The organism is Streptomyces sp. NPDC050388 (genome assembly GCF_040655635.1).
Taxonomy (GTDB): domain Bacteria; phylum Actinomycetota; class Actinomycetes; order Streptomycetales; family Streptomycetaceae; genus Streptomyces.
This window is the reverse complement of sequence record NZ_JBFAKH010000064.1, coordinates 26,824-45,780: the sequence shown is the minus strand read 5'-3', so window position 1 is coordinate 45,780 and position 18,957 is coordinate 26,824. Positions and strand designations below refer to the sequence as shown.

Annotated in this window: 19 protein-coding genes; 11 read left to right on the top strand and 8 right to left on the bottom strand. The window is 72.6% G+C overall.

Translation table 11 applies throughout. The features are described from left to right. Positions 1–64 precede the first annotated feature (64 nt). From AB0I73_RS29755 to AB0I73_RS29740, 4 genes are all read right to left on the bottom strand, one after another. The gene (locus AB0I73_RS29755; protein ID WP_363042465.1) at positions 65–340 is read right to left on the bottom strand and encodes a hypothetical protein; all 276 of its coding nucleotides are present in this window, start codon (positions 338–340) and stop codon (positions 65–67) included. A 151-nt stretch (positions 341–491) separates the two neighbouring features. After that, positions 492–761, bottom strand: coding sequence for a hypothetical protein (locus tag AB0I73_RS29750; RefSeq protein WP_363042475.1), 270 nt, complete (start codon positions 759–761; stop codon positions 492–494). 148 nt (positions 762–909) lie between these two features. Beyond that, positions 910–1,188, bottom strand: coding sequence for a hypothetical protein (locus tag AB0I73_RS29745; protein WP_363042463.1), 279 nt, complete (start codon positions 1,186–1,188; stop codon positions 910–912). A 145-nt stretch (positions 1,189–1,333) separates the two neighbouring features. Next, complete coding sequence (locus AB0I73_RS29740) at positions 1,334–1,606, bottom strand: hypothetical protein (protein WP_363042461.1); 273 nt, start codon at positions 1,604–1,606, stop codon at positions 1,334–1,336. A 372-nt stretch (positions 1,607–1,978) separates the two neighbouring features. On the opposite strand from AB0I73_RS29740, the gene AB0I73_RS29735 reads away from it, so the two are divergent. Next, complete coding sequence (locus AB0I73_RS29735) at positions 1,979–2,251, top strand: chaplin (protein WP_363042459.1); 273 nt, start codon at positions 1,979–1,981, stop codon at positions 2,249–2,251. Positions 2,252–2,408: 157 nt separating this feature from the next. Here AB0I73_RS29735 and AB0I73_RS29730 read toward each other — a convergent pair whose 3' ends face one another. Then, positions 2,409–2,681 (bottom strand): hypothetical protein, encoded by a 273-nt coding sequence (locus AB0I73_RS29730; protein WP_363042457.1) that lies wholly within the window; start codon positions 2,679–2,681, stop codon positions 2,409–2,411. Positions 2,682–2,795: 114 nt separating this feature from the next. After that, a complete protein-coding gene (locus AB0I73_RS29725) occupies positions 2,796–3,656 on the bottom strand; it encodes a hypothetical protein (protein ID WP_363042455.1) in 861 nt (286 codons plus the stop codon). Positions 3,657–4,013: 357 nt separating this feature from the next. Between AB0I73_RS29725 and AB0I73_RS29720 the strand changes: the two genes are divergently transcribed. The 8 genes from AB0I73_RS29720 to AB0I73_RS29685 all read left to right on the top strand — a co-directional run bounded on the left by AB0I73_RS29720 (position 4,014) and on the right by AB0I73_RS29685 (position 13,577). Next, positions 4,014–5,108: a DUF3344 domain-containing protein gene (locus tag AB0I73_RS29720; protein ID WP_363042453.1), complete on the top strand. Its 1,095-nt coding sequence runs from the start codon at positions 4,014–4,016 to the stop codon at positions 5,106–5,108. Positions 5,109–5,158: 50 nt separating this feature from the next. Beyond that, positions 5,159–6,448, top strand: a complete 1,290-nt coding sequence (locus AB0I73_RS29715; protein ID WP_363042451.1) for a glycosyltransferase — start codon at positions 5,159–5,161, stop codon at positions 6,446–6,448. Next, the gene (locus AB0I73_RS29710; RefSeq protein WP_363042449.1) at positions 6,445–7,872 is read left to right on the top strand and encodes an exopolysaccharide biosynthesis polyprenyl glycosylphosphotransferase; all 1,428 of its coding nucleotides are present in this window, start codon (positions 6,445–6,447) and stop codon (positions 7,870–7,872) included. The genes AB0I73_RS29715 and AB0I73_RS29710 overlap by 4 nt, the downstream gene beginning before the upstream one ends. Before the next feature lie 5 nt (positions 7,873–7,877). After that, positions 7,878–9,221: an O-antigen ligase family protein gene (locus AB0I73_RS29705; RefSeq protein WP_363042447.1), complete on the top strand. Its 1,344-nt coding sequence runs from the start codon at positions 7,878–7,880 to the stop codon at positions 9,219–9,221. Further along, on the top strand, positions 9,218–10,912 hold the full coding sequence (locus AB0I73_RS29700; protein ID WP_363042445.1) for a lipid II flippase MurJ: 1,695 nt from the start codon (positions 9,218–9,220) through the stop codon (positions 10,910–10,912). Before AB0I73_RS29705 ends, AB0I73_RS29700 begins: the two co-directional genes overlap by 4 nt. 130 nt (positions 10,913–11,042) lie before the next feature. Further along, positions 11,043–11,732, top strand: coding sequence for a polysaccharide deacetylase family protein (locus tag AB0I73_RS29695; RefSeq protein WP_363042473.1), 690 nt, complete (start codon positions 11,043–11,045; stop codon positions 11,730–11,732). Position 11,733: 1 nt separating this feature from the next. Then, the gene (locus AB0I73_RS29690) at positions 11,734–12,894 is read left to right on the top strand and encodes a glycosyltransferase (protein ID WP_363042443.1); all 1,161 of its coding nucleotides are present in this window, start codon (positions 11,734–11,736) and stop codon (positions 12,892–12,894) included. Next, positions 12,891–13,577 carry a lipopolysaccharide biosynthesis protein gene (locus tag AB0I73_RS29685; protein WP_363042441.1) on the top strand — a complete coding sequence of 229 codons (687 nt, stop codon included), beginning with the start codon at positions 12,891–12,893 and terminating at the stop codon, positions 13,575–13,577. The genes AB0I73_RS29690 and AB0I73_RS29685 overlap by 4 nt, the downstream gene beginning before the upstream one ends. A gap of 32 nt (positions 13,578–13,609) precedes the next feature. On the opposite strand, the gene AB0I73_RS29680 is transcribed toward AB0I73_RS29685, so the two are convergent. Further along, positions 13,610–14,854 (bottom strand): glycosyl hydrolase, encoded by a 1,245-nt coding sequence (locus AB0I73_RS29680; RefSeq protein WP_363042439.1) that lies wholly within the window; start codon positions 14,852–14,854, stop codon positions 13,610–13,612. 207 nt (positions 14,855–15,061) lie between these two features. Between AB0I73_RS29680 and AB0I73_RS29675 the strand changes: the two genes are divergently transcribed. Together AB0I73_RS29675 and AB0I73_RS29670 are read left to right on the top strand one after the other, a co-directional pair. Then, positions 15,062–16,318: an ATP-grasp domain-containing protein gene (locus AB0I73_RS29675; RefSeq protein ID WP_363042437.1), complete on the top strand. Its 1,257-nt coding sequence runs from the start codon at positions 15,062–15,064 to the stop codon at positions 16,316–16,318. Between the two features lie 2 nt (positions 16,319–16,320). After that, the gene (locus AB0I73_RS29670; protein ID WP_363042471.1) at positions 16,321–17,586 is read left to right on the top strand and encodes a SidA/IucD/PvdA family monooxygenase; all 1,266 of its coding nucleotides are present in this window, start codon (positions 16,321–16,323) and stop codon (positions 17,584–17,586) included. A gap of 149 nt (positions 17,587–17,735) precedes the next feature. On the opposite strand, the gene AB0I73_RS29665 is transcribed toward AB0I73_RS29670, so the two are convergent. Continuing rightward, positions 17,736–18,689, bottom strand: a complete 954-nt coding sequence (locus AB0I73_RS29665) for a chaplin family protein (RefSeq protein ID WP_363042435.1) — start codon at positions 18,687–18,689, stop codon at positions 17,736–17,738. Between the last annotated feature and the right edge of the window lie 268 nt (positions 18,690–18,957).

The following is an 18,957-nucleotide window of genomic DNA, read 5'->3' as shown; positions in this document are numbered from 1 at the left end:
GCCGGAACCCGGTACCGGGTTCCGGCCACTCTCCGCTGTACGGGCGTCTCCGCGGTACGGGACCTCAGGACTTCTTGCCCGGGATGACGAAGCTGCTCGTGCAGGACGCCTTGCCCCCACCGGAGCAGGTCTGCGACGAGTCGTTGACGACGTGAATCTTTCCGTACTCTTCCGACGTGACCTCGTACTTGGCCACCTGCGCACAACGAACGTTGCCCTGGCTGTCCTTGACGCAGTCGCCCGGGCCCTCGGCGCCGACGGCCTGGACGGCACCGGCACCGATCAGGGCGAAGCCTCCCAGGACTCCCGCCACCGCCGCGATCTTCTTCGACTTGAACATCTACCTGTTTCCTTGACGGTCGACCCCGTGGCCGAACGGCGGAGTCGTTCCTGATGCCTGGACCGGCCACACCGGTCGACGAACGGGGCAGGTCCCGGGGCTCAACCACCTGATCCGAGCCCCGGGACCTGCCCGGATCACCTAGCAGTGATCACTTGCCGCCGAGGAGGAAGTTGGTGGAGCAGGCCGGGGCGTTGACGTCGTTGGCCTCCTGGCTGTTGAAGCCCAGGATGGTGACCCCGAGGTTGACGTCCTCGACGTTGATGAGGCCCCTGGTGGAGTTGTCCACGGAGCAGTCGATGGACTGCTTGTTGTTCAGCTCGAACTCGGGCTCGCCACCGGCGTGGCTGACACCGGCGCCGAGGAAGCCGACACTGCCGAGCATGGCCATGACGACAGCGGCCTTCTGGTACTTGCGCATTACTTCTCCATTCATCTGGACACGATCTGCGTTGACCGTGTCACTGACGGCCACCAACCTAGGTGACGTTTTGCGGCGATTGGTAGGCGAAACGCCGAATCTCACTTTTTTCCGAAAGGGGGTTCACCACGCCTCGCCGGCGGAGGCGTCAGGACTTCCCGCCACCGACGACGACGCTGTCCACGCAGGAGGGCCGGCCCGCCGAGCCCGAGCAGGTCATCGTCGACTCGTTGACGAAACGGACCTTTCCACTCCGGTCGGGCGGGAGCTGATACCGCCTCACCTGCTCGCAGCGAACGTTGCCCTGGCTGTCCTTGACGCAGTCGCCCGGACCCTCGGCGCCGACGGCCTGGACGGCACCGGCACCGATCAGGGCGAAGCCTCCCAGGACTCCCGCCACCGCCGCGATCTTCCTCGACTTGAACATCTACCTGTTTCCTTGACGGTCAACCCGCCGCCGCTGAGCGGCAAAGCCGTTCCGGACGACTGGACCGGCCACACCGGCCGGGCGGGCCCGGGGCTCGAACACGTGATTTCGAACCCCGAGACCCACCTGGATCACTTGACGGTGATCAGTGCTTGCCGCCGAGCTTGAAGTTGGTGGAGCAGGCCGGGGCGTTGACGTCGTTGGCCTCCTGCTTGTTGATGCCCAGCAGCTTGAGGGACACGTTGACGTCGTCGACGTTGACGAGGCCCTTCGTGGAGTTGTCCACGGAGCAGTCGATGGACTGCTTGTTGTTCAGCTTGAACTCGGGCTCGCCACCGGCGTGGCTGACACCGGCACCGAGGAAGCCGACGCTGCCGAGCATGGCCATGACGACAGCGGCCTTCTGGTACTTGCGCATTACCTCTCCGTTTCTCGAGTGGACACAACCCGTGCCGGGTTGGTCACTGTCAGGAGTTAACGTAAGTGAGGTTTTGCGGCTTTGAGTAGTCGAAACGCCGAAATGCGTAAGTTTCTCGTGGAGATGCCGGATGCGGCGTCGCCACACACCCCGGACGGTCGAACCCGGCGTCGGCCGCCCTCCGCCTGAGCGCGCCCGAGACGCCGGACAGCCAGCCTCCGCCACCGAAAACCCCACTCGTCCGGCGAAGTCCCTTTTCTAACGGGTGATCCCAGGACGATCGCCGTGACCAGGGTGAGATCGCCGCGTTGAGCGGGGCGTGCGGCCGCGCGTCATGCTGCCGCGCTCACCTGATCAATTAAGGAGAACGTGATGTCTCGCATCGCGAAGGCGGCCACCGTCGCTCTCAGCACGGGCGCCGTGATGCTCGGCGGGGCCGGTATCGCCACGGCGGGCGCCGGCGCCCAGGGCGCGGCGGTCGGCTCGTCCGGTGTCCTGTCCGGCAATGTGGTCCAGGCCCCGATCCACGTACCGGTCAACGTGTGCGGAAACACCGTCGACGGGATCGGCCTCCTCAACTCGGCCGTCGGCAACACCTGCGTGAACAACAGTCACAAGAAGCAGCACAAGGGATACGGCTACTGACATCCGTCGTCGTGACCCGAGAGCCCCGGCGCCCCGAGCGCCGGGGCTCTCGGCATGAACGCCAAAAACCCGCGTCCCCCGCGCGTACACGGGGAGGGCGGGCATACGAGAGTCGGCCCCCGGTCTCCACCGGGGGCCGACTCTCGTATGGCATGCCTCAGGCGTAGAGCCCCAGGTCGCCGTGGACCGGCTTGGCCTCGTTCACCACGGCCGCGGCCTCGTGCGCCGTGCCGAACACCGAGGTGTCCTGCTCCCCGTCCTTCGACTCGTCGTGCAGCGGCATCAGTTCGAAGGGGACCGCGGTACGCGTGTTCAGGCCGGTGTCGAGGCCGGTGGACGCCAGGTCGAGCTCCTGGGCGGACGCAGGCGCGGCCATGGCGGCGGCGATCAAGGACCCGGCAAGGACGGCGGCAGCCTTCAGGGACTTCATCGTGTTCCTTTCTTCGGCAACGCGGGTCGCCGGAGGGTTTCTGTCGCCGTGCCTAACGATCCCCGGCCGGACCGGAAACCGGGGGACCACGGATTGACGAGTCCTCATATGAGATCAATCAGCCGACAGCACCACCGCCGGCGACGGCGGAGTGGTCGCAGGCAGCGTGATCGCAGGCGATGTGGTGGCCGGGACCGAAGGCGAGGGCGTCAACAGCGTGATGCTCGACGACGTCACGCCGGAGGACGTCGTGGTGGACGGCGTCGCCTGCGTGGTCACGACCGACACCTGCGGGTCGCCGGCGGACAGCTCGTCGATGAGCTTCCCCATCTCGGTCAGCAGGTCGTCGAGCCATGAAAGCGTCGGGGCGTCCGCGTCATCGACTGCGTCATCGGCCCCGTCCGCGCTCTCGCCCAAGATCTCGTCGATCTCCTCGGTGGCCTCGTCGACCACGTCGGTGTTCGCATCGGTGTTCGCGCCGGTGGTTTCCTCGTCGGCGACCTCCTCTTCGGTTGCGTCGCTGATCGCGTCGTCACCGGGGAGGAGCAGGTCCAGGAGGCGGTCGACGGCGTCCCACAGGGCGTCCAGCGCGTCGCCCGTGGGATCGGGCTCGGCCATGGGCAGCAGTACGCCCGGCGCGGGGGCCGAGGCGAACGGCACGGCCCTGGTGGCCTGTTGCCTTGCTTCGGCCTCCTTCAGCGCGTCCTTCGCGGCCTTGCCCAGTGTCCTCGTCCCGGCCGCGGACAGCCGGCCGTCGTCCGCCCGGGTCACGGCGGTCAGCAGGTCGACGACCGGGGTGAGTTCGCCCCTGCGCACGTCGGAGTTCCTGATCTGCACGAGCGGCATGTCGGGCGACGCCACCTGGCTGCGCCCGCCGTCCGAGTCGGCGGCCAGGGCGGTGGGGCCGGCGGTCCCGACCAGGAGGACGGCCCACAGTGCGCCGAATGCGATGCGCCGTGCAGGCAGAGCGCGCATGGGAGTTCCTTTCCACGGACCTCGGATCTTGAGCCCACCGTGAGAGCGCCCCCGGCGTCCCGCAACCGGGCATGAGCCCTTCGGTGCCCCCTCTCACCCCATCGCCCCGTCCTGCCTGATGGGGCCACAGATCGGGCGTTCGAACCCCGGGCCCCGCGGCGGCCCGACATCCCGTGGGCGTCGCCCGCCGAGAAGGGGCTTCACGATTCCAACACACTTGTCTTACTTGAACGAGTTTCAGGGATTTTGTCCGTTAGGTGGCTAGAGTTGCGACCCTCCGGACGTACCCCTTGGGCGGACGCACCGCGCTCTTCGCGCTACCTGTCACCGCCACCTTCCCGAAAGGCTTCGCCGGTCATGCGTCATTCCCTGGGCCAGTTGCTTCGTCATGCGACGGTGGGCGTCCTCACCCTGGTCACGGCGTGGGCCCCCTGCGGGCCCTCGGCCGCCGCGCCGACCGCACCGCCCGCGCCGGAGGCGAGCAGCCTCGCGTTCGTGCAGCGGTACCGCGCACTCCAGCACGGCGGCATCGTGCGCGCCGCCAACTCCTCGGCCACCTGCCGCGCGAGCCACCCGGCGTGCGCGGACGTGCAGACGGGCGCGCACGGGGTGAACGGCGACTTCGACATGTTCTACGTCGACGTCGACCGCGACCCGAACACCTACAACTCCTCCCGCGCGGAGGTCCGGCTGCCCCCGGGCTCCCGGGTGACCTACGCACGCCTCTACTGGGGCGGCAACCTGCTCGTGGGCGAGCAGAAGCCGTGGGAGGCCAACGGACGGGTCCTGATCGCCGAACCCGGCGGGGAGTACAAGGAGCTCCTCGCCGACACGGTCGTCGGACACCGGGTGGCGGACGGCGCGGACGCCTTCCAGGCCTCGGCGGACGTGACCTCGCTGGTGCGGGACAGCGGGTCGGGTCTGTACACCGTGGCGGATGTCAACGTGGCCTCCGGCCGGTCGACGACCGGCGCGTGGGGCGGCTGGACGCTGGTGGTGGCGTACGAGAATCCGGCGGAACCGCTGCGGCACCTCTCGCTCTGGGACGGCTTCACACCGCTGGCGTCCACCGGCGGGGCGGAGATCGGGCTGAGCCGCCTCGCCCTCCCCGCGGGTGCGGAGGGCGAGGTGGGGATGGTGGCGTACAACGGCGACCGCGGCACCACCGGCGACTCGCTCACGCTGACCACCGGCGCGCCCGCCTCCACCGTCGTCCTCGCCGACGCCGCCAACCCCGCCGACGACGTCCTGAACTCCACCATCAGCGGGCCCGGGCGGGCTGTCCCGGCACGGGTGCCGGCGCACGCCAACACCCTCGGCTACGACTCCGACGTGTTCACTCTCGGCCGGGGCCTGCTGCACGCCGGTGACCGGGCGACCCTCCGGCTCAGGTCCGAGCGGAACGCGGCGTGGGCCGGCGTGTTCTTCCTCGCCGCCGACGCGCGGCCGTGAACGCGCCGTCCCCCGTCCCGAGCGCCTTCGCCAGTGAGGAAACCGTGCACATGAAGCTGTCTCCCCCCGTCCGTCGGCCGCGGGTACTGCACCTCACCCAGCCGGTGGAGGGCGGGGTCGCGCGCGTCGTGACGGACCTGGTCCGCACCCAGCTGGCGGACGGCCTGGACGTCACCGCGGTCTGCCCCGAGAGCGCCCTCACCACCCAACTGCGGTTGCTCGGCGCGCAGGTACGGAACTGGCGGGCGACGCGCTCGCCGGGTCCGTCGCTCGTACGGGAGGTACGACACCTCGCGCGGCTCATCGACGAGGTGCGCCCCGATCTGGTGCACGCGCACAGCGCGAAGGCCGGGCTCGCCGGGCGGCTCGCGGTGCGCGGACGGATCCCGACGGTCTTCCAGCCGCACGCCTGGTCGTTCGAGGCGGTGGGCGGGCGGACCGGTGCCCTCGCCCTCAAGTGGGAGCGCTGGGGGGCGCGTTGGGCCGCGCGGGTGGTGTGTGTGAGCGAGGCGGAACGGGCGACCGGGGTGCACGCCGGAATCGCCGGCCGGTGGACCGTCGTCCCCAACGGCATCGACCCCGAGCACTTCCACCCGGCCGGCGCCGACACCGTACGGGCCGGGCTCGCACCGCTCGTCGGACTGCACCCGGCGGCGCCGCTCGCGGTCTGCGTGGGGCGACTGTGCCGGCAGAAGGGGCAGGACGTCCTGCTGCGGGCCTGGGACACCGTCGTGCGCAGGGTGCCGGACGCCCGGCTGGTCCTGGTCGGCGACGGCCCGGACCGCGACCGGCTGCGCGAAGCCGCCCCGCCGTCCGTGCTGTTCGCGGGAGCCGTGCCCGACGCCTCGCCCTGGTACCAGGCCGCCGATCTCGTCGTCCTGCCCTCCCGCTGGGAGGGCATGGCCCTGGCCCCGCTGGAGGCGATGGCCTGCGGGCGCCCCGTGGTGGTCACCGACGTCGACGGCGCCCGCGAGAGCCTGCCCTCCTCCTTCGCCGCCCGGTGCCTGGTCCCGCCGGAGAACCCGGCGGCGCTGGCCGAGGCCCTGTCCGAGCTGCTGCTCGACCCGCCGCTGCGCGAGTCCCTCGGCGACCGGGGCCGTCGGCACGTGCTGACCCGCCACGACGTACGGCACACCGCCGAGCAGGTCGCGGACGTCTACCGCGACCTGCTCGGCACATGGCCCGCCAGGAAAAGGACGCGTCCGTCCGGGACCGTCGAGCGCGGCGAGGCCCATCCCGCCAGACCCGGACAGCCGCTCGACGCGGGCTGCGGCGCCGGGGCGAACCGGACGACACAACGCGTCGAGCCCACCAAGCACAGGGAGCCCATCCGCTCGTGACTGCCGAACGCACCGTGCCCTCCCCCGGCGTACCGCTGGGGGAGCACGGCCCCTCAACCGTCTCCGTCGTGCCGCCGCGCGGCCCCGCCACCGGGGTGCGGTCCCCTGCCAGGCGGCCCCCGGCCCGGCCCCCCTCCCCGGTGCCGCTGTTCCTCGCGGACGGTGCCGCCGCCCTGTTGGGCACGCTGGCCCTCACCGGTGCCCAGCGTCACCCGTCGCTGGTCCTCATGCTGGTCGCCGCGTCGCTGCTGCTGCGCCCGCGCGACGGCCGGCCGCCGGTGCCGGGGCTGCTGGACGAACTGCCCGCCGTGTGCGGCCGTATCGCCGTGGCCTGGCTGGCACCCGCCGCACTGTGGGCGGCGTACCGGCCGGAGCACGCGCTGTCCGTCGGCACCGTGCTGACCGGCCTCGCCGTGCAGACGGCGGCGGCCTGTGCGCTGCGCGCGGCCGTGCACGGACGGCGCCGCGCCGCACTGCTGCGCCACCCGCGCGCCGCACTCGTCATCGGCCCGGCGGCGACCGCGCAGCGCGTGGCCGCCGCCGTGCTGCGTCACCCGCGGTGCGGCGTACGGCCGGTGGGGGTCGTCGCCGAGCAGTCGGACGACGCCGAGGGCGTCCCGGTGCTGCGGACCGGTGAGGAGGTCGAGCGTGCGGTCATCCAGAACGGGGTGCGGGCCGTGCTGGCCGTTCATCCCTCGGTCCGCGCCGAACAGGGGCCGCTGCTGCGCACCCTGGCCGAGTCGGGCTGCGTGATCTGGGAGCTCGACGCCGACCCTCCCTCGTACACGGCGCGGCAGCGGCTGGCCGGGTTCGCCTGCCGACGGCTGGACCTGTCCCCGGTGCGCCGCGACAGCGTGGGCAAACGGCTGCTCGACATCCTCGTGTCGGGGACGCTGCTGGTCCTGGTCGGCCCGCTGCTGCTGATGTGCGCGGCGGTCCTGCGGATCAGCGACGGGCCGGGCGTGGTGTTCCGGCAGGAGCGCATCGGCCGGAACGGAAAGCCGTTCACCCTGCTGAAGTTCCGCACCTACCGCCCCGCCGACGAGCACGAGTCGGCGACCCGGTGGAGCGTGGCCGACGAGAACGAGATGCGCCGGTTCTGCCGGATGCTGCGGCGCACCTCGCTCGACGAGCTGCTCCAGCTGTGGAACGTGCTCCGGGGCGACATGAGCCTGGTCGGACCGCGTCCCGAACGCCCCTACTTCGTCGCGCAGTTCTCGCACACCCACCAGGGCTACGCGGCCCGCCACCGCATGCGGACCGGGATCACCGGCCTCGCCCAGGTCCACGGGCTGCGCGGCGACACCTCGATCGAGGACCGCTCCCGGTTCGACTGCGCCTACATCGACGACTGGTCGCTGTGGCAGGACGTCTGCATCCTGCTGCGCACCGCGGCGTCGCTGGTACGCCCGACGGGGAGCTGACCGACGTGAGCCTTGCTCTCGCACCCCTGCCACGCCGGGCCTCCGCGTTCGCGCCGGTCCTGCCCCTGGTGGCGGTGTTCGCGCTCCTGGCCCTGCCCCTGACGTACGAAGGGGCGGGGCCCGCCGACGTGGTCTCGGGGCTGCTGGTGGTGTACTGCGTGATCCGTCTGCTGCGCGAGCGGCGGCGCCCGCTGTCGCCCGCCGCCGCGGTGGTGCTGGGCCTGCCGGTCGTGGGGCTCGCGCTGTCCGCCATGGGGGCGTCCTCGCCCGAGGCCTCGCTCACCGGCTTCGGCCGCTATCTGCAGGTCTTCGTGCTCGTCCCGGCGGCCGTGCTGACGCTGCTCCGCGGCCGGGCCGACTTCCGGGTGCTGGCCTGGTCGTTCGTGGGGCTCGCGCTGTGGCAGGGGGCCATCGGCGTGCACCAGTACGCCACCGGGACCGGCGCCTCCTACCAGGGTGAGCCGATCCGCGCGGTCGGCACCTTCGGGGCGCAGGACGTGATGGGCATGGCGTCGGCGGTCGCCCTCGGTCTGGTGTGCGCGGTGGGGATCGCGCTGGGCCGGGCGCCGGTACGGCAACGGGCGGCGGCCACCGGCTGCGCGCTCGCGCTGCTGCTGCCGCTCGCGCTCTCCTTCAGCCGGGGCGCCTGGATCGCGACCGTCCTGGCGTGCGCCGTGCAGCTGGCGCTCGCCGGGCTGCGGCGCGCGCTGAAGGCGGCCGCGGCCGTGGCCGCCGCGGGGGTGGTCCTGATGGGCGGGTTCGGCGTCGGCACGACGCAGCTGACCGAGCGGATCGACAGCATCACGCAGGTCGCCGACGACCCCGACCAGTCCGTGGTGGACCGGTACGCCCTGTGGGCGTCCGCCGGCGACATGTGGCGCGAGCACCCGCTGACCGGTGTCGGCCTGAAGGGCTTTCCCGAGCACCGCGACGGGCACGCCACCCTGGCGCTGTCCTCGGGCAGCGACATCGCGGGCGCGGGGTCGGATTACCACAAGCAGGCGCTGCTCTCGCCGCACAGCATGTACCTGCTGGTGCTGAGCGAGCAGGGCCTGATCGGGCTGCTCACCCTCGCCGGAAGCTGGCTGGCGCTGCTCGTGCTCGGGCTGCGCGGGCTGCTGCGCGTCCGTCGTCGCGGACCGGGACCGGACTGCGGGCTCGTCGCCTGCGGGCTGCTGGTCTGGCTGCTGACCGACTACGTGTACGGAGACATCGGCGGCCCCTCGACGGTGCTGACCGCCCTGGCCCTGGGGCTCGCCGCGTGGTGGGCGCTGGGCGACGGTGAGCGGGGGCGCCTCGTGCCGAGGGGCGGCCCGCAAGAAAGCCTCGAGGAGGCCGCGGCGCGATGACGGTGGTGCCTTCACAGACTCCCGGACGCGGAACCGACCGGGCCTCGACCGTCCCCGCGGCGCGTGCCGCGCCCCCGGTCGGGGACGGAACCGACCCGTCGTCGCCCTCGGCCTCCCGGAAGTTCCTCGCCAGGGCCACGCTCGTCACGGCGGCGCTGTCCATCGGCGGCTCCCTGCTCGGCCTGGTGCGCGACCAGTCGCTGGCGCGGCTGTTCGGTGCCGGGAGCGACACGGACGCCTTCCTGGTCGCGTGGACCGTGCCCGAGCTGGCCGCCACGCTGCTGATCGAGGACGGGCTGGCGATCGCGCTGATCCCGGCGTTCAGCATGGCGTTGGCCCGTCGCGCCCGGGGCGTCCCGGGCGATCCGGTCCGCGAGCTGGTCGCCGCCACCCTGCCGCGCCTGTGCCTCGCCTTCGCCGCGGTCGCCGCGCTGGTCGCCGGGACGGCTCCCTTCCTGGTCGAGGTGCTGGCGCCCGGCCTGCCCGACCCCCGGCTCGCCGTCGACTGCACCCGGCTCACCGCGATCAGCCTGCTGGCCTTCGGGCTCGCCGGGTACTGCAGCGCCGCCCTGCGGGCCCACCGCCGGTTCTTCGCGCCCGGGGCGATCTACATCGCGTACAACACGGGCATCATCGCCGCGATGTTCCTGCTCGGCGGTGAGTGGGGCGTGCGTGCCGCGGCGGTCGGGGTCGCGGTGGGCGGCTGCCTGATGGTGGCGGTGCAACTGCCGTCGCTGTGGCGGCAACTGGCATCACGCGCGCCGGCGGTCGGCGGGACGCAGGCCGGCGGCGAGGAACGGCCGGTGCGGCTCGCCCTGATCGCCGCCGTCCTCCTGTTCGCCCTGTGCCGCCAGTCGCAGGTCCTGGTCGAACGCTTCCTCGCCTCCTCCCTGCCGGCCGGGGCCATCTCGCACCTGAACTACGCTCAGAAGGTCGCCCAGATCCCGATGACCCTGTCGCTGATGGTGTGCACGGTCACCTTCCCCGTGGTGGCGCGGGCGCTCGCCGACGGTGACACCGAACGGGCCCGCGACCGCGTGGAGCGGGATCTGGTGCTGTCCTCCTGCGTGGTGCTGCTGGGCATGTGCGCGGTGATCGCCTGTGCCCCGCAGATGATCGAACTGCTCTTCCAGCGCGGCGCGTTCACCGCGAGCGACACCGCGGCGACCTCCGACGTCATGCGGGTGTACGCCCTCGGGCTGCTGGGGCAGACCCTGGTGGGCACGCTGATCCGCTCGTACTTCTCGGCGGGCCGGCCCAGCTGGTACCCCCTCGCGGTGATGGGCGTGGGCATCGCCGCGACGTCGTTGATCGGCGCCGTCGCCGTGCGCCCCTGGGGAGTGGCGGGGATCGCCGCCGCCAACGCCGTCGGCATCACCGTCACGGCCGCCCTGCTGCTGGCCGGTCTGCGGACGGCCCGGCGCGGCGGCGCCGGCGGTGTCCGTCTCCGTGTCCGTCAGGTGCTGGCCGAGTTGAGCCGGCCGGTGCTCACCTCGGCCGGCGCCACCGTCGCCGGTGCGTTCGCCGCGAGCCGGGTCGACTCCCCCGTGGCGGGCCTCGCGGCCGGCTGCCTCACCGTGACCGCCGTCTTCGTCGCGCTCTCCCTGGCCCTGGGCGTCCAGGGCTCCGCATCCGCGGTGCGCTCCGTACGCACCATCACCCGAAAGCTCACTCATGACCGTTTCCGTTGATTCCGTTGGCTCCGCCGGTTCGGCCGGCTCCGCTGGTTCGGCCGGCTCCACTGGTTCGGCCGGCTCTGTCGATTCCGTCGGCACCGGCAGGCTTCCCGCCGCGCCCCCGGGCCCCGTCCCGTGGGTGGCGATGTACCACTCGGTGGGTGACTGCTCCGACGACCCGTACCGCATCACGGTCACGCCCGAACGGCTCGAGGAGCAACTGGCCTGGCTGCGCCGGCGCGGGCTGCGCGGCGTGTCCGTGGCCGACCTGCTCGCCGCCCGCGCCCGGGGCGAGGGCCGGCGCCTGGTCGGGCTCACCTTCGACGACGGGTACACCGACTTCGTCACCGAGGCCCTTCCGCTGCTGCGCCGCTGGGACTGCGGCGCCACCCTGTTCGTGCTGCCCGGACGGCTCGGCGGCGACAACGCCTGGGACCCGCTCGGCCCGCGCAAGCCGCTGCTGACCGCGGACGGCATCCGGCACGCGGCGGCCGAGGGGGTGGAGATCGGCTCGCACGGGCTGACCCACGTCGACCTCACCCGGGCGGACGGGCCCACCCTCGAGGCCGAGGTCACCGAGAGCCGCGCGCGGCTGGCGGAGCTGACGGGCACCCGGCCCGACGGCTTCTGCTACCCGTACGGCACGGTCGACGCCCGCGCCGTCCAGGCGGTGCGGAAAGCGGGATACGCCTACGCCTGTGCCATCGATCCCGGCGCGCTGACCGGCCCGCACGCCCTGCCGCGCGTGCACATCGGCCAGAACGACACGACCTGGCGCCTGTACCTGAAGCACCGTCTGCACCGGTGGCGCCGGCGTCCGGTGGAGGGTCTGTGAGATGAGGGCTCTGCACATCATCACCGGTCTCGGTGTCGGCGGGGCCGAGCAGCAGCTGCGTCTGCTGCTGCGTCATCTGCCCGTCGGCTGCGACGTCGTGACGCTCACCAACCCGGGTGCCGTCGCCGAGGGACTCACCGCCGACGGGGTCCGCGTCGTGCATCTCGGCATGGGCGGCAACCGTGATCTGGCCGCGCTCCCCCGGCTGGTCCGGTTCATCCGGGCCGGCGGCTACGACCTGGTCCACACGCACCTGTACCGGGCCTGCGTCTACGGCCGGCTCGCCGCGCGGCTGGCCGGGGTCCGCGCGGTCGTCGCCACCGAACACTCCCTGGGCGACACGCAGATGGAGGGCCGCAGGCTGACCGCGGGGGTGCGGGCGCTGTACCTCGGCAGCGAGCGGCTCGGGTCGGCGACGGTCGCCGTCTCCCCGGCGGTGGCCGACCGGCTGCGGCGGTGGGGCGTGCCCGCTCCCCGTATCGAGGTCGTCCCGAACGGCATCGACCTGGACCGCTTCCGCTTCGACCCGGAGCGGCGCGCGCACACCCGGCGGAGCCTCGGTCTGCCGGAGGGCGCGTTCGTCGTCGGCGGCGTCGGCCGGCTCGCCCCGGGCAAGCGGTTCGACGTCCTCGTCCGCGCCCTCACCCGGCTCCCGGACGACCACTGGCTGCTGCTGGTGGGCGGCGGCCCCGAAGAACACCTCCTGCGCCGCACGGCCGGCGAGGCCGGCGTGGCCGACCGCGTCCTGTTCACCGGCGAACGTCCCTACGGCCTGGACGGCTCGCCGGGCCCCGACCTGCCCTCGCTCCTGTCGGCGATGGACCTGCTCGCCTCCCCGTCCGCGGAGGAGTCGTTCGGCCTGGCCGCCGTGGAGGCGCTGGCGTCGGGCCTGCCCGTGCTCTACGCGTCCTGTCCGGCGATCGAGGACGCGGCGCCGGCGGCCGCCGGTGCCCGGCAGGTGCTCGGGGGCCCCGAGGAGTACGCGTGCGCGATCGCCGAGGTCCGCACGGCGGGCCCCGGGCCGCGCACGGCCCCCGAGGCCGCTCGGCGCTACAGCATCACCCGCAGCACGGCCCGCCTCATGGACGTGTACGCGGCAGCCGTCTCCCGCTCCCCTTCATCCCCTTCATCCCTCTCACCCCTCGGAGCCAGCACGTCATGACCGACACTCCGGCCCGTCGGCACCGCCTGTTCCCGGACCGTCTCAGGAGGCTGCCGACCTGGTCCGTACTCGTGGTCGGCGGCACTCTCGTCGGCGGCCTGACCGGCGGCGCGTACGGCATGCTCACCCCCACGACCTACACGGCCACCAGCTACGTCGTCGCCGTACCGACCGCGAAGTCCACCCCGGAGTCCGCCCGGGGCTTCGCCCAGGCGTACGGACGGGTGGCCACGCAGCTCGCGGTGCTCGGGGACGCCCAGGTGTGGGCGGGTGTTCCGGTGCGGACCCTGCGGGACAGCGTGCGTACGGCGACCTCGCCGGACGCGCCGATGGTCGCCGTCTCGGCCACCTCGGCGAAGCCCGGCCTCGCCGTCGACATGGCCAACGCGGTCTCCCGCGCGCTGATCCGGCACGCGGACCACACCAAAGGCAGCACCCAGGTCCGGCTCGTGCAGTTCTCGCGTGCGGTGAAGCCGAACGAGCCGACGTCCGCGTCGCCCGCGGTGACCACCCTGGTGGGGGCGAGCGCGGGCGGCCTGCTGGGCTCGCTGGCCCTGCTGGCCCGGCCGCGGCGCAACGGCCAGAACGCCAGGAACTCCAAGGACGCCAAGAACACCGAGAACATCCCGGCCGCCTCGGTGCCCGGCCCGGCCACCGCCGCCGACGCGCGCAAGAAGCGGTGACCGCGGTGTACCCGGCCGGGCCGGCGGTGGCGCTAACCCATGCGGGACCACCAGTCGAAGCGGAAGCAGAGCTTCCCGCCGAGCCAGTGCTCCACCCAGTCGCCCAGGTCCAGCGGCGTACAGCTCGTCGGCGGCTTCGGCGCGGTGGGCGGGAGTGGGGGAGCGGGCGTGGGCGTGGGAGTGGGCGCCGGGGTCGCCGTGCCGGTGCGGCCGAACATCGTCGTCCGGTAGACGCGGGACGATTCCGGGTTGTCGCCGCACTGCCACACACCGTGCGGGCAGTAGTCGGTCACCGTGTTGTACAGCGGCCGGTGCTCGTCCATCCACGCGAGCATGCGGCGCATGTACTCGGGATTGTCGCCGCTGCGGAAAAGCCCCCATTCGGGATAGGAGATGGGCTTGCCGTGGGCTTTCGCGAAATCCACGTGGTCCTGAAGTCCGTACGGCTCCTCCACCTGTTCGTCGAACGGCATTCCGGCCGGCTGGTCGTAGGAGTCCATGCCGAGGATGTCGACCGTTCCGTCCCCGGGGTAGCACCGCGTCCAGGGAACGGAGTCCCGGCCGCGGCTCGGCGTGAAGTCGAACCGGAACTTCTGGCCCGGCACCGCCCGCATGGCGGTGACGATCCTGTTCCAGTACTTCTTCCAGGCCTCCGGGTCCGGCCCGCACCGATGGGTGTACGTGGCGCCGTTCATCTCCCAGCCGAGCACGAGGATCGTGTCCGGCACCTTCAGCCGGACCAGCCGCTCGGCCAGGGCCCGGAAGTGGTGGTCGAACTCTCCGGCCGCGCCCCGCCGCAGCAACTGCCGGACCTCCTCGTCGGAGACGCCCTCCTCGTTGCGCTCCTGCATGGGCACGTTGAGGACGAGCATCCGGTCGTCCTTCTCGTTGCGCCAGTGCGCCCACTCCTTGAGGAAGTCGACGTCGCCCGCGATGTCGCTCCAGTGGTTGCCGGGCAGGTAGGTGTGGCCGACGCGGAGCTCGGCACCGCCCAGCCAGCGGCTGAACTGTTCCATACGGGCCACACCACGGGCGTCGGAGGCGAGGAAGGCGCCGAAGGGCGGGAACTTCCCTTCCGGTACCGGACGGGACGGCCCCGTGCTCGGGGACGCCTCGGCGGGCGCCGCCGGGCCCGGCCCCGGAGCGCGGGAGTCGTCGCCCGCCACCTGCACCCCCGTGCCCGCCATGAGACCGAACGCCAGGGCGGCCGACACCGCGATCGCCACCGCGCCCACGACCGGCCCGCGAACCCGGACACGCTCGTGCTGTGGGGCCATACCGGCTCCTCTCTTCGCTCTCGTTCGACCTTCAGTTTCTGGACTCTTTATTGACGAACAGTCATACGAAAGTCAGTCACAGGAAATCCCGTGACGCCACTGACATGCGGCTTCCGAGTGCCGCGCTCCCTCGTGCGGGCGAGCCGATCGAAAAGAAACCCGAAGAACCCTGCAGAACTCGAAAGAAATCGAAAGAAGGAGGAATGCGTGCCGCTGCTCGACACCCGCGTCCCCGCCGTCATTCTGCGGATCGACCGGAATCCCTTCCATCACGGAACGCTGGGAGCCGTGCGTTCGCTCGGCAGGGCGGGAGTGGAGGTGCACGTCGTCGCTGACGAGTCCGGAAGTCCCGTTCACCGCTCACGTTATGTCCGGCGGCTGCACCCACCGCCGGCGCCCGGCGCGTCCACGGACGACATCCTCGCCGTGCTGCGCCGCGTGGCCGACCGGGTCGCACGTCCCGCCGTCCTGGTCCCGATGGACGACGCGAGCGCGATCGCCGCCGGACGCCTGCGGGACGTCCTGGCACCCTCCTACCTGCTGCCCGAGATGCCCGGCACGCTGCCCGAACGCGTCGCCGACAAGGCGGAGCTGGCCGCCGTGTGCGCGTCCGCGGACGTTCCGCACCCGGTCACGCTCGTCCCGGACAGCCCCCAGCGGGCCACCGAGGACGCGTGGCGGCTCGGGCTGCCCCTGGTGGCGAAGTGGAGCCGACCCTGGCTGCTGCCGGCCGGCAGCGGACTGCGCAGCACCCGGCTGGTGCGGTCCGCGGAGCAGGCCCGGGAGCTGTACCGGCGCACCGAAGAGGCGGGCAGCCCGCTCCTGTTGCAGGCCTACCTGCCGCCGGGGCCGGACCGGGACTGGTTCTTCCACGGCTACGCCGACCACTCGGGCGCCGTGCGCACGGGCGGGCCGGGCCGGAAGCAACTGTCCTGGCCGCGCGGCGCGGGGCTGACGGCGGTGGGCTGCTGGACGCCCAACACCCAGGTACAGGCCCTGGCCGAGCGGCTCGCCGGCGAACTGGGCTACCGCGGCGTCTTCGACCTCGACTTCCGCCGCTGCCACGCGACGGGCCGGTACCACCTGCTCGACTTCAACCCGCGCCCCGGCGCCCAGTTCCGGCTCTTCGAGGACAGCGCCGGACTGGACGTCGTACGCGCCCTCCACATGGACCTGACGGGCCGTCGCCCGCCGGCCGGCGAGCCGGTGGCCGGACGGACGTTCGTGGTGGAGAACTACGCGCCGTTCGCCGCGCTGCGCACGGCGCCGGGCGGACGCGAACTGGCCTGGCACGCCCGGGACGACCGCGGACCCGGACGGGCGATGTGGGCCCTGTGGGCCCGTCACGTGTCCGGCCGGCTGCGCGAGCGGCTGGGCCCCGGTGCGGCGGTGGCACCGGCAGCACCCCTGATCCCCCGGGCGGCCTCGCCCTCCCCGAACGACAACGAGAAAGCGAGCAGTTGATGATGTACGACCTTCTGGTGGTGGGCGCCGGACCGTACGGTCTGTCGATCGCGTCCCACGCCGCGGCCGCCGGGCTGAACCTGCGCGTGTTCGGCCGGCCCATGGCGTCCTGGCGGGACAACATGCCCGCCGGCATGTTCCTGAAGTCGGAGCCGTGGGCGTCCAACCTCTCGGATCCGGACGGGGAGTGGACCCTGGCCGCCTACTGCGCGGAGCACGGCCTGACGGCACGTCACGCGGAGCCGATCCCGGTGACGGCGTTCGCGGAGTACGGCCTGTGGTTCGCCCGCCATGCCGTTCCGGAGATCGACGAGCGCATGGTGTCCCGGGTGGCGTCCGGCCCCGCCGGCTTCACGGTGGTCACCGACGACGGGGAGGCGCTGCACGCGCGGACGGTGGCGCTGGCGGTCGGTGTGATGCCGTTCATCGAGGTGCCGCAGGCCCTGCGCGGACTGCACCCCTCACTGGTGACGCACAGCAGCCATCACAGCGACCTCGACCAGTTCCGCGGCAAGGACGTCACGGTGCTCGGCGGCGGTCAGGCGGCCCTGGAGACCGCGGCCCTCCTCGCCGAACAGGGCACGCGCGTGCGGGTGCTGGCGCGGGCGGACCGGGTGCACTGGAACGACGTGCCGCCGGCCTGGGAACGTCCCTGGTGGCAGTCGGTCCGCTCCCCGCACAGCGGTCTCGGCCCCGGCTGGCGGAACTGGTTCTACTCCGAGCGCCCCGGCCTCTTCCGGCGGCTGCCGCAGCAGACCCGGTCGCACATCGCGGCCACGGCGCTGGGTCCGGCGGGCGCCTGGTGGGTGCGGGACCGGGTGGAGCGCGCGGTGGAACTGCTGCCGGGCCACGAGGTCACGGAGGCCAGCGCGGTGCCGGGCGGCGTACGGCTGGACCTGGTGAACCGCGCGGGTGAGTCCCGCTCCCTCGGGACCGAACACGTCATCGCCGCGACGGGGTTCCGGGTGCACCGCGAGCGGCTCGGCATGCTCTCCGCCGAGCTGCGCGGGACGCTGGCGGCCCTGCCCGACGGTTCCCCGGCGATCGGACGGGGCTTCGAGTCCTCCCATCCCGGTCTGTTCTTCGCGGGCCTGACGACGGCGTCCGGCTTCGGCCCGTCCATGCGCTTCGTCCAGGGCGCGACGTACACGGCGGCGGCACTCGTCCAAGGGGTGCGCCGCCGGCTCAGGTCCACTCCCGCGCGGGGAAGGGTCCCGGTCCCGTCGGCCGTCGGCCGGGCCGATTCGCCGACGCCGGTGAGCCTCTGACGGGAAACCCTTTCCGTACAGCACTGAGCCCCCGGACCGGCCCGGGCCACCTCGTACGGTGGCCCGGGCCCGTCCGGGGGCCCGCCCGGGCTCAGAGCCCCGGGAAGCCGCGCGGTGCCGGGCCGACGGGGCCCGGCACCCGGGAACCGCTACCGGCGGAGGGCGGCGCGACCGCGGCGGTACAGCAACGCCCCGCCCACGAGCAGGGTGGCACCGGCGGCCGAGGCCGCCACCATGCCGTCACTGCCGGTCTCGGCCAGGTGCGGCGGCGCACCGGGCTCCTCCACGTCCTGCGACGGCGTGTCGACGACGTGCGTGGGAGGCGGGGTGTGCGTACGCGTGGGCGGCGTCGAAGGCGTCTCGCGCTCGGTGCGCTGCTCGGGCTCGGGCGACCGGCCCTGCTCGTTGCGGCAGTCGTTGTCGGACGCCTCGTTGAACAGCCCGACCAGGCCGACGTTGTTGCCGCACACGTTCAGCGGCAGGCCGAGGGGCACCTGGACGAGGTTCCCGGACAGCACACCGGGAGAGCCCTTGGCGACCCCCTCCGCGTACGCGCCGTCGCCGCCGCGGCCGCCGTGCGAGGTGTTGCGGCAGTCGTTGTCGGACGCCTCGTTGAACGCACCGATCACGTCGACGTTGTTGCCGCACACGTTCACCGGAGCGTGCACCGGCACCTGGACGAGGTTTCCGGACGCCACACCGGGAGAGTCCTTGGCGACCCCCTCCGCGCGCGCGCCACCGCCGCCGTGACCGTCGTGGCCACCGTACGAGCGCTCGGCGGAGGACCGCTGCGCGGACCGGGGCCCGGACTTCTCCTCGGCCTTGTAATCGGCGTGCTCGGACCGGGGGCCGGCCTGGTGCGAGGTGTTGGCGCACAGGTTGTCGGACGCCTCATTGAGCACGGAGACCGCACCGACGGTGTTGCCGCACACGTTCACCGGCACCTCCACCGGCACCTGGACGTTGTTCCCGGAGGCCACACCGGGGGAGTCCGTGGCGGCCCCCTCCGCGTACGCGTCGGCGAAGGCGGGGGCGCCGTACAGAGAGAGAATGCCCGTCGCGGCGGCCGCCGCGAACACTCCCTTGCTCAGGGTCTGTCGCAATGTCGTTCGTCTTCCTGCTCGAAAGAAGTGGGAAAGCCGGCGGCCTCGACACGGAGATCGACGCGCGGGGCCGGCCACGGCGGAGCCGGGAGGCTGGTACGTGGACACCACGGCATGCTCACCGTCGGGGATGCCTGCGGAAGATCCCGGTGTACCGCGGACGGAGCAGCACAGCGCTTTCCTTTCTCGTGGCGTCGCAAGTCCTTCTGCTTCATCAACCCGACGCACGGGAATCGGTTGCGCAGATTCACCCGCTTGGCCCACTCGG

Bases quoted from the DNA above. Each gene is read 5' to 3' on its own strand.
- AB0I73_RS29750 (WP_363042475.1), bottom strand. From the start codon at position 761: ATGCGCAAGTACCAGAAGGCCGCTGTCGTCATGGCCATGCTCGGCAGT.
- AB0I73_RS29695 (WP_363042473.1), top strand. From the start codon at position 11,043: ATGTACCACTCGGTGGGTGACTGCTCCGACGACCCGTACCGCATCACG.
- AB0I73_RS29690 (WP_363042443.1), top strand. From the start codon at position 11,734: ATGAGGGCTCTGCACATCATCACCGGTCTCGGTGTCGGCGGGGCCGAG.
- AB0I73_RS29685 (WP_363042441.1), top strand. From the start codon at position 12,891: ATGACCGACACTCCGGCCCGTCGGCACCGCCTGTTCCCGGACCGTCTC.
- AB0I73_RS29745 (WP_363042463.1), bottom strand. From the start codon at position 1,188: ATGTTCAAGTCGAGGAAGATCGCGGCGGTGGCGGGAGTCCTGGGAGGC.
- AB0I73_RS29670 (WP_363042471.1), top strand. From the start codon at position 16,321: ATGTACGACCTTCTGGTGGTGGGCGCCGGACCGTACGGTCTGTCGATC.
- AB0I73_RS29700 (WP_363042445.1), top strand. From the start codon at position 9,218: ATGACGGTGGTGCCTTCACAGACTCCCGGACGCGGAACCGACCGGGCC.
- AB0I73_RS29720 (WP_363042453.1), top strand. From the start codon at position 4,014: ATGCGTCATTCCCTGGGCCAGTTGCTTCGTCATGCGACGGTGGGCGTC.
- AB0I73_RS29725 (WP_363042455.1), bottom strand. From the start codon at position 3,656: ATGCGCGCTCTGCCTGCACGGCGCATCGCATTCGGCGCACTGTGGGCC.
- AB0I73_RS29680 (WP_363042439.1), bottom strand. From the start codon at position 14,854: ATGGCCCCACAGCACGAGCGTGTCCGGGTTCGCGGGCCGGTCGTGGGC.
- AB0I73_RS29730 (WP_363042457.1), bottom strand. From the start codon at position 2,681: ATGAAGTCCCTGAAGGCTGCCGCCGTCCTTGCCGGGTCCTTGATCGCC.
- AB0I73_RS29740 (WP_363042461.1), bottom strand. From the start codon at position 1,606: ATGCGCAAGTACCAGAAGGCCGCTGTCGTCATGGCCATGCTCGGCAGC.
- AB0I73_RS29715 (WP_363042451.1), top strand. From the start codon at position 5,159: ATGAAGCTGTCTCCCCCCGTCCGTCGGCCGCGGGTACTGCACCTCACC.
- AB0I73_RS29735 (WP_363042459.1), top strand. From the start codon at position 1,979: ATGTCTCGCATCGCGAAGGCGGCCACCGTCGCTCTCAGCACGGGCGCC.
- AB0I73_RS29755 (WP_363042465.1), bottom strand. From the start codon at position 340: ATGTTCAAGTCGAAGAAGATCGCGGCGGTGGCGGGAGTCCTGGGAGGC.